Origin of the sequence: Acinetobacter sp. YH01006 (genome assembly GCF_013420445.1) — a bacterium.
Taxonomy (GTDB): Bacteria; Pseudomonadota; Gammaproteobacteria; order Pseudomonadales; family Moraxellaceae; genus Acinetobacter; species Acinetobacter pseudolwoffii.
In genome coordinates, this window is record NZ_VOYB01000007.1 from 52,717 (window position 1) to 65,681 (window position 12,965).

At 44.8% G+C, this 12,965-nt stretch carries 12 protein-coding genes; 5 read left to right on the plus strand and 7 right to left on the minus strand.

The genetic code is table 11. The features are described from left to right. Window positions 1-162: 162 nt before the first annotated feature. From FTT73_RS07995 to FTT73_RS08005, 3 genes are read right to left on the minus strand one after another with little or no spacing between them, the layout of a single operon-like run. Window positions 163-1,464, minus strand: coding sequence for a DUF445 domain-containing protein (locus tag FTT73_RS07995; RefSeq protein ID WP_005173316.1), 1,302 nt, complete (start codon window positions 1,462-1,464; stop codon window positions 163-165). An 11-nt stretch (window positions 1,465-1,475) separates the two neighbouring features. Further along, window positions 1,476-2,027 (minus strand): hypothetical protein, encoded by a 552-nt coding sequence (locus FTT73_RS08000; protein WP_005173315.1) that lies wholly within the window; start codon window positions 2,025-2,027, stop codon window positions 1,476-1,478. 42 nt (window positions 2,028-2,069) lie between these two features. After that, window positions 2,070-2,609, minus strand: a complete 540-nt coding sequence (locus tag FTT73_RS08005) for a DUF924 family protein (protein ID WP_005173312.1) — start codon at window positions 2,607-2,609, stop codon at window positions 2,070-2,072. Window positions 2,610-2,820: 211 nt separating this feature from the next. Between FTT73_RS08005 and gshA the strand changes: the two genes are divergently transcribed. Together gshA and FTT73_RS08015 are read left to right on the plus strand one after the other, a co-directional pair. Then, window positions 2,821-4,398: a glutamate--cysteine ligase gene (gene gshA, locus FTT73_RS08010; RefSeq protein WP_100356996.1), complete on the plus strand. Its 1,578-nt coding sequence runs from the start codon at window positions 2,821-2,823 to the stop codon at window positions 4,396-4,398. An 18-nt stretch (window positions 4,399-4,416) separates the two neighbouring features. Further along, a complete protein-coding gene (locus tag FTT73_RS08015; protein WP_074383842.1) occupies window positions 4,417-4,944 on the plus strand; it encodes a disulfide bond formation protein B in 528 nt (175 codons plus the stop codon). 51 nt (window positions 4,945-4,995) lie between these two features. On the opposite strand, the gene FTT73_RS08020 is transcribed toward FTT73_RS08015, so the two are convergent. After that, a complete protein-coding gene (locus FTT73_RS08020; RefSeq protein ID WP_180191253.1) occupies window positions 4,996-6,327 on the minus strand; it encodes a hypothetical protein in 1,332 nt (443 codons plus the stop codon). Between the two features lie 246 nt (window positions 6,328-6,573). Here FTT73_RS08020 and FTT73_RS08025 point away from each other — a divergent pair, with 246 nt between their 5' ends. Together FTT73_RS08025 and parE are read left to right on the plus strand one after the other, a co-directional pair. Continuing rightward, window positions 6,574-7,167 carry a YqiA/YcfP family alpha/beta fold hydrolase gene (locus FTT73_RS08025; protein WP_180101122.1) on the plus strand — a complete coding sequence of 198 codons (594 nt, stop codon included), beginning with the start codon at window positions 6,574-6,576 and terminating at the stop codon, window positions 7,165-7,167. A 1-nt stretch (window position 7,168) separates the two neighbouring features. After that, the gene (parE, locus tag FTT73_RS08030) at window positions 7,169-9,049 is read left to right on the plus strand and encodes a DNA topoisomerase IV subunit B (RefSeq protein WP_100354951.1); all 1,881 of its coding nucleotides are present in this window, start codon (window positions 7,169-7,171) and stop codon (window positions 9,047-9,049) included. A 110-nt stretch (window positions 9,050-9,159) separates the two neighbouring features. Here parE and FTT73_RS08035 read toward each other — a convergent pair whose 3' ends face one another. From FTT73_RS08035 to FTT73_RS08045, 3 genes are all read right to left on the minus strand, one after another. Continuing rightward, entirely contained in the window at window positions 9,160-9,888 is a 729-nt protein-coding gene (locus FTT73_RS08035) for a hypothetical protein (protein WP_100329524.1), read from the minus strand. A gap of 116 nt (window positions 9,889-10,004) precedes the next feature. Then, entirely contained in the window at window positions 10,005-10,532 is a 528-nt protein-coding gene (locus FTT73_RS08040) for a GNAT family N-acetyltransferase (protein WP_180191254.1), read from the minus strand. Window positions 10,533-10,613: 81 nt separating this feature from the next. Then, window positions 10,614-11,357: an outer membrane protein OmpK gene (locus tag FTT73_RS08045; protein ID WP_180191255.1), complete on the minus strand. Its 744-nt coding sequence runs from the start codon at window positions 11,355-11,357 to the stop codon at window positions 10,614-10,616. Window positions 11,358-12,483: 1,126 nt separating this feature from the next. On the opposite strand from FTT73_RS08045, the gene FTT73_RS08050 reads away from it, so the two are divergent. Next, window positions 12,484-12,852, plus strand: coding sequence for an HPF/RaiA family ribosome-associated protein (locus FTT73_RS08050; RefSeq protein WP_005094974.1), 369 nt, complete (start codon window positions 12,484-12,486; stop codon window positions 12,850-12,852). Window positions 12,853-12,965: the final 113 nt, after the last annotated feature.

The window sequence follows — 12,965 nt, forward strand, 5'->3', positions numbered from 1 at the left end:
GATTAAAACAACTCTGACAATAGTAAGGGTTTCAGCCTTTTAAAAATGCCGATGTAAAAATAGGGCAGGCAAGTTTTATTTTAAGGTTGGGCTGATTTTATTCTGTCCCCAAACAGCCTGAATCTGTTGAAGAGCCAAGCTGTATCAAAGAGAAAAGGGTTTTTAAATCAGATGCTCCACCGCCGCCCGGATAATCCCGAGCACCAGACCGATACAGGCACCGACCACGACACCATTGACCCGGATCATATGCAGGTCACCACCGACTTCATTTTCAATCTTGTCGATCATTTCGGTCGAATCCCATTCGTGAATGCGCTCGCTAATAAAACGAATCACTTTTTCACTGTACTGATCACTCAGATCCACCGCGATCCCGCTAAGACGTTTATTCAGCAGCTCACGTACTGAAGCATTCGAGATAATATTTTCTCCGACCTGCTGAATCGCAATTCTGAGATTCTCGGCAATACCGGAATCCGGTTTTTGCAAATCCTCTTTAATGGCATCACATAAAATCACCACGGCACCACTGATAAAATTCAGCACTTGCGGACTATCGAGCAAGGCATCCTTGGTTTCATTCAGGCGCTGGCTGGCGTCACTGTCATTATCGGCCAGTTGCAACATCCAGTGATGTCCAGTTTCCTCAATTTTAAGCCGCCAAGGATGATCCGGGTCGGCCAGCATCGCTTCAACCCTCTGAATGACAGAATCGATACTGCGTTGCTGTACATCAATTCCAATCCAGCTCGCGCCTTTGGCCAGTTTCCAGACTCCCATTTCCTTGAACAGGTTGCGGGTCAGTTCCCGGGTTTCTTCAGGATGTGAGCTCATCCAGGCATGTACCACGTCTAGGCCGCGTTGCAGTACATCCTGATGGAAATCATTTTCGAGTACGGCGCGCAGCATCTCGCTGGCCAGGGTATTGATCTGGGTGTTCTTGACCCATTGCACGCTATTATTCTGGATAAATCCGGCAATCTGTTCCTGCCCGACAAATTCGAAAACTTTAGGCACGGTTTGCTGGATCACCTGGGTGACCTGGGCATTATTCTGCGGATTCGCCAGCCAGCGCCCCGCGGCCAGACTCAGGTCGGTACTGGCCAGACTGCGCTGTACAATTTGCGGAGAGAGAAAATTTTCCTGCACAAAACGGCCCATTGACTCTGCAATACGGGCCTTGTTGCGGGGAATGATTTCGGTATGGTCACGTAAAAATTTCGGGATCGGCAAGCGGCCAAAAGGATTACGGAACAGTACGGTAATCGCATACCAGTCAGCCAGACCACCGACCACACCGGCTTCTGCAGAGAGCATCAGGATATGAATCAGCCAGACATATTCGGGCAGCAGCTTGGCAGCAAGCATGAGTGCCAACCAGATCAGTACCGCGACCACCAGCGCGATGGTCGCAAAACGTTTACTGCGTTGTAAGCTCGGTGAGATACGCTCTGTCTGCATAGATCATCCTGTCAAGAGGGATTGGCCGGTTGCGGTTGCAGCACTGCGCCGGATGGACTTAGACCATATTTAGCCCCAAGTGACTGTAAAATCAAGCGCGCATCGAAAGCATCACTGGGTGCCTGACCGGCTTTAAAGCATTCAATGGTATAGGCCACCTGAGCAGGATCCAGGGTGACAGTATAAGGACGGTCATAGAACGGGTCTGGCCAGAACCCCGGATAGCGACGGTAATAACCATATGGATAATAGCTCGGTGCCGGATAGACGATCGCCTGACGTGGCGGTTGCTGGGTACGATTACTTGGATCATTCAGCACTCTAAAGAACTGAAAGCCATTTTGCACAGTGGTCTGCGCGGCTTTGACCAGGGTAATTTCCTCAGCCGTGCCAAAGCTCATATTGGGCCGGGCCTGAAACCCAATCCGATAGGTGTTGTTGTTGAGTGGCGTGGTACTGTAGCGGCCCAACTGATCAAACGTTAATGGTTTTGAAGGCGTCGTGGCACAACCACTCAGGCTGATGGCAGCGATCACACTCAATCCCAGTAGCATATTTTTCATGTTCGATCTCCTGATGCAATGATCCAGTCACAAAAACAGGCTTTAAAAACTGCTGTCGGGCTGGGTCAGGAAGGTTAACTCTTCATCGGTCGAGTCACGACCCAGGGTCTGGTTGCGATGAGGGTAGCGCCCAAAGCGGTCGATAATCACCTTGTGCTTTTTCTCGAACTCCAGATTGGTCGGATTGCCCAGACGCTGGAACAGCTTTAATGCGAATTCATGGATCAGTTTAGACTCACTGTGCATGAAAGGCATATATAAAAAAGCGCGTTGTTCCGGGCTGAGCTGTTGATCCAGATCCAGGCTAATAGCTTCTTGCGCCAAGGCCAGTGCCAGACTGTCCTGAGCAAAAGCTTGCGGCGAATCACGGAATAAATTTCGTGAAAATTGGTCTAGAACGATAACTTCAGCCAGACGGCCTTCGGCGGTTTTACGCCAGGACCAGAGTTCAGCCTGGGCGGCCTGCTGATGCGTGCTCATGAACTGCCGCGCGATACTTTGGTCGAATTCATGACTCTGGCTAAACCACAACGGCTGGCTGTCAGCATGGAACCAGAAGTCTAAAATATCTTGATAATTCATAACATTTACAATTCATTAGCATTTATTTATTCATAAAATCACAAATTTCACATGTCTTATAGAGGAACTTTGTGTTAAAAAATTGCCAAATTAAAAATCAATGGTTTGCCTGAAAACTAGACAGCCTATCATGTGCCGGCCAGAAATCACGTTATACTGATTAAACTGATGATTTTAATTTAATAGTTTAGCCCCTTTAAGCGAGATTGTAATGAGTCAACCTGAACCGACTTCCCAAAATGTGTTACCGACCTGGGTAGAGTCGTCACTCATCAAAGGCATGCTGCGTGGTATTGAGCGTGAAAGCTTACGTATGCAGAGTGATGGTTTCCTGTCACAGGCAGGGCATCCGCGTGCCTTGGGTTCAGCCTTGACTCATCCACATATCACCACAGACTATTCTGAAGCCTTAATGGAGTTCATTACGCCGCCGCAGGACACTATCAAAAAAGCCTTGGACTATCTCACTGATATTCACGCGATTGTGCATCGTCATCTGGAAAATGAGGAAAAACTCTGGCCGATGTCGATGCCCTGCATGCTGGATAGCCGCGATGAAAGTATTCCGTTGGCGCAGTATGGCAGCTCGAATATCGGCTTATTTAAAACCTTGTATCGTCATGGCTTGGGGGTGCGTTATGGTCGCCGTATGCAGACCATTTCAGGGGTGCATTATAACCTGTCTTTCCCGGATCATCTGTTCGAAGCCTTACAGCAGCAGGAGCAGGATGAAGCACTCAAGGACTTAAGCCTGCAGGATTATCGCAGCCACCGCTATATGGGGCTGATCCGTAACTTTATTCGTCTGACCCCACTGGTGATGTTCCTGGTCGGTGCCAGTCCGGCAGTCTGCCAGTGCTTTATGACCGGTCGTGATCATCATCTATTGCCCTTGGTAAAAGGCACCCTGTATACCCCTTATGCGACAGCATTGCGTATGGGACGATTTGGCTACCAGAACTCAGCCCAGAAACAGCTCGGCATTCACTATAATAACTTGCAAGACTATCTAGAAGGACTGCAAAAAGCAGTCAAAACGCCGTATAAACCCTTTAGTCGTCTTGGACTAAATGCAGCAGATGGCCAGCCGACTCAGATCAATGATCATGTGCTGCAAATCGAAAATGAATATTACAGTCTGGTACGTCCGAAGCAGGTGCCACAAGAGGGTGAAACCCCATCTCAAGCCCTGGAAAATCGCGGGATTGCCTATGTCGAGCTGCGGGCAGTCGATGTCAATCCATATAGCCCGATTGGCATCAATGAAGACACCGCCGGCTTCCTGGAAGTGGTGGCCTTGTATTGTTTATTGCAGGACAGTCCAGCACTTTTCGGTGAGGAGCAGGAGATCATTGAGCAGAATCAGACCGAAGTGGTAAATCGTGGCCGTGCGCCGAATGCTGCAATTCTGGCAGATGGTCAATGCTATCCGATTGAAGACTGGTGTGCCATGCATCTGCAACGCATGCAACCTCTGGCCGAGCTGCTCAATCAGACCTATGCAACCGATCTGTATAGCAATGCCATGAAAATGATGCAGATCCGGGTCGATGAAGTTGATGCGACTTTATCTGCCCTGGTGGTGGGCGATACACGCACTCAAGGCAGTATGTGGCACTTTGGCCAGCATCTGGCTCAGCAACATAGCAGTGTTTATGAAGCACACCAGCTTAGCCCGGAAACACTGGCTTATTTTGAAGAAATGTCACAAAAGTCATTGCAGCAACAACAGCAACTCGAGCAAGATAGCAGCGTCAGTTTTGCTGATTATTTAGCCCAATATCGATAAAAAATAAGAGGATTCACCATGCAATGGGGTTATCGCTTCGTGAGTGGTATGTTATTTTTGGCTGCTGTCATTGGAATGGCATTTGCCTTATATCTTGAGCATGTACAAGGCCTGGTGCCTTGTCCACTCTGTGTGTTTCAGCGTGTGGGATTAATTGGACTGGGGATCATCTCACTCATCGCATGTCTGCATAACCCTAAATCCAATATCATGAAGCGGCTCTATGCCTTGCTAGGTTCGCTGAGTATTTTATGGTCTGTGGGCGTCGCTGCCCGGCATGTCTGGTTACAGAATCTGCCACCGGATCAGGTGCCGAGCTGTGGTCCTGGCCTGGAATACTGGCTGGAAACCTTGCCAATGCAGTCGGTATTGCAACAGGTACTCAATGGTTCTGGCGAGTGTGCCACCATTGACTGGATTTTCTTGGGGCAATCTTTGCCGGTCTGGTCTCTGATCTTCTTTAGTATTTTATTGCTGGTCAGTCTATGGCAACTGCTGCGCAAATATAAAACTGCACCGGTTAAACGGCTCAGAGATAAATATTAATAAGTTCGCATTAACAAGCCCTCAATTGAGGGCTTGTTAATGCGCTGAAAGTTAAGTCAGGGCAATACCTTCCAGACTTTCCAGATCAATTGTATATTCACGAATTTGATCAAAGGCTTCATCTTCTACACTTGGATAGAACCAGCGTGCCACCTGTTCGGCGACCAGCGGATGATATTGAATCTCGAAATGGTTCAAGCCATAGAAAATAGCCTTGTGGGCATCCGGAACTTTGAGCTGGAAACGCGGATTGGGATGCTCGCCCAAAGCGCTTTTGATACTGACCAGATAGTCGCCAATCACGTGCAGGGTCTTGTTTTTGCGGTTTTCAAATTCGATCGTACCTGCAACCAGATAGGTGTCGATATGCGACGGGATCGGGGCAGGTTTACGGTTGTCATCCATAAAGCCGATCCGAAGCGCATTATGCTCCCAGTCATCATCACGGACGCTGCCATGGCGTAAATCCAGAATTCCGTTACTGCGAATATTGACCAGATGACCAATCAGCCGGATCAGCGGGAAATGTCCAAGTTTGTCCTGCAAGCTAAACCCAAAACGTTCCAGAACAGCACCATGATGCGGTGAACCGAGACAGACCAGATTCTCCACCATATTGATCCAGCCATACATATTCTGCTTGCCATAAAACAGCGCACTACGAGAGACCAGACCCCCCATGCTATGCCCGATCAGGTCAATACTGGTAATTCTCGGATTGCGAGCAACCAGATCCTGCAAGGTATTGGCCAGACTGCGGCCATTGGCTGAAATTCGCCGACCGGTATTGTAATTCAGATACAGCATGGTATTGCGGTCGCGCTGGGCCAGTAATTTTTCTCCAATCCCTTCATATTTGCGATTTGACCAGTCTAAATGGTTCATGCATAAGCCATGTACAAACAGGGTAATCCGTCCGCTCAGTTCACCATTTTGCAATGAGCCATAATGATTATAGATCACCATGGGCAAGGCCAAAGGGTTTTGATATTTCAGCAGATAATCCCCAATAATGCCATTTAAGGCACTGACCAGAAAATACAAGGAAGGTGTCAGCGGCTTATTATGCAGTTTGGGAAAACGTTCAATAATCTGGCGTAGACCGGGTGCAATCAGGGTATTGCCATAATGAAACAGCATGTCATAGGACATTTGATAGAGCCGGGCAATCGATGGAATATTCTGAATTTTTTGTGAATTATTTTCACTTAAACCAAAAATACTCATTAAAATTTCACGTTGAATACTCTTGATCAGTTCCTGAATCACGTCGTTAAAGCGCGTCGTCACCAGCTGCGCCAGACCTTCCAGTACATCGGCCTGACTCGGTGGGGTTCGGTCCCAGCGACAATAGGTTTCATGTAACGGTGTCAAACTTGGCATCTGATGCTGTCCTTTCAATGAGCCGCATGATTTGTCATCTTTCTTTTTAAAGAACTTCGCGGTATAAATTCTTTTTCTTGTCGAGTTTCCAGATATTGAGGCCTTCATTCTAAAATAGCGAGAATTACAGAATACTTCTGGCTTTTTTGTCAGACAATTTAAGTAATTAACGGGTCTGATATTGTAGTGTACTTCACATTTTTTAAATTAAATTTTGATGATGAATGGGTTTTTTGTTGGTAGTTCATGAATATTATTTATTTGCATGGCTTTAAAAGTAATGCCCACTCGATCAAGGGGACATTGCTGCAACACTACTGTGCAAAATACTCCGGGGTTCAGGTGCATTTGCCTGATTTAAATATGTCGCCACTGGCTGCGATTCAGCAGCTTTCCGAGCAGATTCAGTCAATGCAAGATGTGGCGCTGGTGGGCAGCAGTCTTGGCGGATTCTATGCGACATATCTGGTCGCACAGCATGCTGTGCCTGCTGTACTGATTAATCCGGCAATGCGACCATGGCAACTGTTTCGTGAACTGTTTGACGAGCAACTGCCTTTGCAGGTGCATCCGAACTGGTGTCTGGATGATGCAGATCTTCGACAACTGCAACAATTGGCCCTGCCAGTTGCACAAGATGCAGACAAAATACTGGTTCTACTGCAACAAGGCGATGAAGTTTTGGATTATCGTGAAGCACATCGTTATTATAGTGCTGCGCGTCCCCCTGCAATGCTGATGACCGAAGCGAATGGCAGTCACGGGATGGATGATTTTGCGGAGAAAATTCCGCTGCTCTTACAGTTTTTGTTGGACTGCATAAAAAAGGAAACCGAATAACGTGTCTCAATATACGGCTCAATCTCTTGAAGTTTTATCTGGTCTGGATCCGGTACGTCGTCGTCCGGGCATGTATACCGATACCTCTCGTCCGAACCATCTGGCGCAGGAAGTGATTGATAATGCTGTCGATGAGGCCTTGGCCGGACATGCCAACAAGATTACCGTCACGGTCTGTAAAGATGGTTCATTATCTGTCGAAGATAACGGTCGTGGTATGCCAGTCGATATTCATCCCGAATATGGTCAAAGTGGTATTGAAATCATCATGACCAAACTGCATGCCGGTGGTAAGTTCAGCACCGATAACTACCAGTTTTCCGGTGGTTTGCATGGCGTGGGGATTTCAGTCGTTAATGCACTTTCGACCCGTGTAGAAGTTGAAGTTCAGCGTCAGGGCAACCTGTATAAAATGGCCTTTGAAAATGGTGAGCCGGTTGCACCTCTTGAAGTGCTGGCAGGCAAGGCGCCTAAACGTGCCTCGGGAACTACGGTACATTTCTGGCCTGAAACCAAATACTTCGATTCACCCAAATTTGCCTTAAAAGCTTTAAAGCATAATCTCAAAGCCAAAGCGGTTTTGGCTGCGGGCTTACAGATCAATTATATTGACCAGATCAATGACGAAAAGATCAGCTGGCAGTTTGAAAATGGTCTGGTCGACTATTTGATGGATGAGCTTGAGGATCGTGAAATCATTCCTGCACCGGCTTTTGTTGCAACAGGTGACGCTGAGCGTGCCAGTGCCGAGTTTGCGATTTGCTGGAATGTAGAAGGCGGCGATAGCATTCAGGAATCCTATGTCAACCTGATTCCGACTGCGCAGGGCGGTACCCATGTCAATGGTTTACGTTCAGGCGTGACCGATGCCATGCGTGAATTCTGTGAGCTGCGTAATCTGTTACCGCGTAATATGAAACTCTCTGCGGAAGATGTCTGGGATGGTGTCAACTATATTCTGTCGCTGAAATTCCAGGAGCCGCAGTTCTCGGGACAAACCAAAGAGCGTCTGTCGAGTCGTGAAGCCTCAGGTACGGTGCAAAATATTGCCAAAGATGCATTTGCACTCTGGCTAAACCAGAATTCTGATATCGCGATGCAACTGGCTGAAATGGCCATTTCTAAAGCGGGTCGCCGTTTAAAAGCCGCGAAAAAAGTAGAACGTAAAAAAATTGTGGCCGGTCCAACCTTGCCCGGTAAATTATCCGACTGTGTTGGACATGATCTGGATCAGTCGGAACTGTTTATTGTGGAAGGCGATTCTGCGGGTGGTTCTGCCAAACAGGCGCGTGATAAAAACTTCCAGGCGATCATGCCCATTCGCGGTAAAATTCTAAACACTTGGGAAGTCTCTTCGGATGAAGTTTTGGCATCGCAAGAAGTACATAACATCGCGATTGCGATCGGGGTCGATCCGGGTTCAGATGACCTGTCAGAACTACGTTATGGCAAAATCTGTATTCTGGCCGATGCCGATTCCGACGGTCTGCATATTGCAACTTTACTCTGTGCCCTGTTCGTCAAGCATTTCCCAACCTTGGTGGAAGAAGGGCATTTATTCGTTGCCATGCCGCCCTTGTATCGGATTGATGACAACAAAGACGTGCACTATGCCCTGGATGATGACGAGCTCAATGGTATTTTGAAAAAATGCAAAAGCAAAAATCCGCAAATTACCCGATTCAAAGGTCTGGGCGAGATGAATGCCAGCCAGTTACGTGAAACGACCTTAGATCCAAATACACGCCGTTTGGTGCAGCTGGATTTGGATGATAGTCATTTTACCGCAGGTTTACTGGATAAGTTACTTGCGAAAAAACGTGCCAGTGACCGTAAGGAATGGTTAGAGCAAAAAGGCAATCTGGCAGATATTATCGTGTAATAGCACTCTTTTCTTTAGATCAAGAGCCCGCAACTGCGGGCTTTTTGCTGGCTTGAATCTAAGTACTATTTTTTCGATCTGAGCGCTGATATTTTTATATCTGAAACCGATTAATTCTCTACTTTTAAGAAAACTCCTGCCGCTGAAACATTATGCCCAAAGCCACAACCTGAATCACCACTATTTTGCTTAAGCACTGCACGACTTCCGAGTTTGGCATCAAAGCCGAAAGAGATATCGATTTTGCAGTCTTCAGAGCGATATTGTGCCTGTGTTTTATTCAGTGGCATCGTGGTATTAAATCCACCTAGATTTGGTCCATAAATCAAACTGCGTAAGCCCATATAGAGACCTTCATATTCGATCGCATAATGTTGCTGCTGTTTGACAATTTTCAGCGTACTCCAGGCACCAAAACCGGCATGCTGTACATAAGTACCTGCAAGTTCAGTGTCCTTTTTAGGTGGAGGAAGCTGTTTTAAATTAAATTGACTACTTTTAGCATCGGGGTAAACGGAGAACCAGGCACGTGCCCATTGAGGCTTGCCAAGTTTGCTGTAGCTTAAACCCACATTATTAAATGCTGTTGTAATGGCTTGTTCAGAGAAAGAGGTTTTAGCTTCATCCCGGTTCATTTCACAAAAAGATGACCAGGCAGCTTGTTGCTTAAATTGTGCTATGGCCTGTTGATAGTGTTTTTGATCATAGAATTTTTTGCCATTATTGGCGTAGCTCTTCACTTTGCTGCAGCTTGTACGAAGTTCTTTTTCAAAATCTGAATCGGCAAAAGTTAGTGTACTTAAAGTTAAAATACCAATACAACATAGAGATTTATACATTGTTTTACTCTGGACGGCTTTGATCTGAATAAAACATAGCCAGCTTTGGAAGTAAATAGAGTGTCTGTTTCGATACCAGTTTAATAAAAGAGAAGCCGGTCTAAATAACAGGAGATTTAAAGAGCCGTTACTTCGGCCTGCTCCAAATTCAGTTGTAATAGCACCAGATCGCGCCATTGACCAAACTTTTGTCCAACTTGCGGCATATAAGCACTTTGCACAAAGCCCAGTTTTTCATGCAGGCGAATCGACGAGATATTTTCTGAATCAATCGCTGCGACCATGATATGCAATTGCTGTGCTTGAGCCTCTTCAATTAAATGCTTTAATAAGCTAGAACCTAAACCTTGTCCTGCATAATTCGGATTTAAAAAGATGGAATGTTCTACCGTCTGTTGAAAGCCCTGAATACTACGAAACTGGTCATAACAGGCATAGCCAGCAACGACTTGATTTTGAGTATCTTCAACCACAAAAACCGGGAAATTCTGATTTTTAAGCTGTTTAAACCAGATTTTAAAATAGTTCAAATCAAAGGCTGTTCTGTTCCAGGTCGCAGTACCATAGAGTACTTCCTGATTATAAATCTCGAGGATGGTTTCAAGATCATGTTCGGTCGCAGGTCGAATATCAAAATCAGGCATATTCTTGTTCTAGTAGAGGTGAGCTGAAATCACAGTTTAAAAAAAAGCAGAACCGGAGTTCTGCTTTCGATCATACATCAATTAGAAATGATATTTCACAAGTGCGCTGACGTCATTTTGGTCTACGCCTTTATAACCATATTTATTGTTCCAAACTGAATGTTCGATACCTACATAAAGTTTAGTGTCTGGAGAGATATGCTTACCTACATTCCATTTGTACTGGCTAGTCCAGTTCAATTCACTAGCATGGGTATCTTCAGCCGTTGACCAATCCAGGAAAGCATCTGCCAGGAACTCTTCACTGCCAATTTTAAATGGTACTGCGTAAGTGATCGTCATTTGATAATCATCTTTTTGCAGATCATTGTCGGCTTTATAGAAGTTGATGGTTGCATAGTTGGTATAAGGGATCGCTAAATTAAAACCAACACCATATAGGTAGTTGTTAAAATAACTACCCTTGGCACTGTTGCCTTCCCAAGTCGTTGCAATCAATATGTCTGTGATAGGGCCTAGTTCAAGTTTCTGGCCAGTTACCGCGCCAAGGCTTAAACGTGGTGCAACTTCAAAATAGGTTTCGTTACCATTTGGATCATTGTTGGTACGATCCGCAAAGGCAAAGAAATCGCCATATTTAAAACCAGCGGCATATTCAGCAGTAACTGTGCTTTGCTCAATTTTTTCATCTTGAGTTGAAAATGGTACTTTATAGTTTTCACCATAAAGGCCGGTCAGGCTAAAGTCTTGCCAGATTGGTTTTGCCTGGGTAAATGTTGCAGTGGTAGCCAATGCACAAAGTGCCGCGAGTTGTGTCAATTTCATTTAAATCTCTCCCCCAAGAAAGCAGAGTAAGCATACAGATTAATGCGTAAAAATAAAGTTAAAATTGATCGCTGACCTAAATATCTCCAAGTCTTCAGCATGAGGAAATATTTGATCTCATCGATAGGCATTTCCGAAAATAAGAGATGAGCTTTTAAGTCATTATTATTCAAAAAAATTTAAATCAGGCAGTATAAAAACCAAGAAAGCTTTATTGAAATAAAAAAGCTGAAACTCTGTTCAATCGAATTTAAATCTCACTGTTTTTTTTAGTATTTTGAGTTTGCAAGATTGCCATCTCATCATTCATCAAAAAGAGAAAGCACAATAGCGATGTATTTTTAGAGCGAATATTTTGCTAAAAAGCATGAAAATGTTTGGCTCGATGAAGCTATTTGGCCGGTATTTAAGCGACTCTAGCTGCCAGAATCTTTAAATTCCTGTTCATTTTGTGTAATAAATTCAAGCTTTAATTAAAGTTTTTTGTTTATTTATTAAACTGTTTGGCTTGTGTGGAAATCATCCTGACCGGTCATTTCCTGCATACAAAAATCCATAAGAAAATTGTGTTTAGGGGAAGATATAAGAATTTTTGAAAATCTTTAAGACGAGTAGAAAACAATCACCAGCCTAGCAGAGGGAAGAACCATTGTAAGGCTTGTCACGCTTATATTCTCCAGAAAATCCACCTGATTATTGCTCCTGAGATTTTCAGATAAACTCTTCAGATTTTGCCATTATTTCAGCTCATGAACAGAGTGATCTGGATGTTATTTGTACTTTTTTATAAGAATATTTCGCTATCAATTTTTGATGAAATCATATGAATGATAATGTAATTGAGAGAGGTCAATAACCCTATTTTAAGCTGAGTAAACAGTTGTCACAATCCATTATTCTTTTGCTAAAAAGCCAAAATAGGACTTGCATATTTTCAAGATAGGGCTGATATTCAAGATATAAGGACACGGTTCTGCAGACTCAAAAATGTGTTCATCATTCAAAGTGGAGGGTGTAATTCCAATCATTTGAAGAAGTGAAATGCGATGCGAAACAGCAAGTTACAAACGTGCCAAGATAAAAATTTTTGCACTCAAAAAGTTACAAAGATTGAGGATGGTAATTTATGAATATTGAACTTCGTACAGATAAACACATTCAGAATAGCGAGCGTTTAATTGATTATGTACGTGAAGAATTAAATCAAGAATTCCAGCGCCATAGTGAGCGTATTACTCATTTTTCAGTCCATCTCAGTGATGAAAATGGCGCCAAAGGCGGTGATGATGATATTCGCTGCATGATAGAAGCGCGTCCTGCAGGGTTAAAACCCGTGGTCGTCAATCATCGCGCTCACAATGTGGATACTGCCATTCGTGGTGCGATTGACCGGCTAAAACGCAGTCTGGAACATGTGATTGAGAAAAAAGACAATGTTCGTCCTGGTGCCTTAGCACTGGCAGATACAGATACTGCAGCAGAGATTGACGAGTAATGCTGACCGATTTTAAAAAGCCCTGCGGGGCTTTTTTTGTATGAAATAAAAATATAATAGTGAGAAGCGCAACAAAGCCGCACGTTATTCGGCATAATAGTCGAAAACGAATG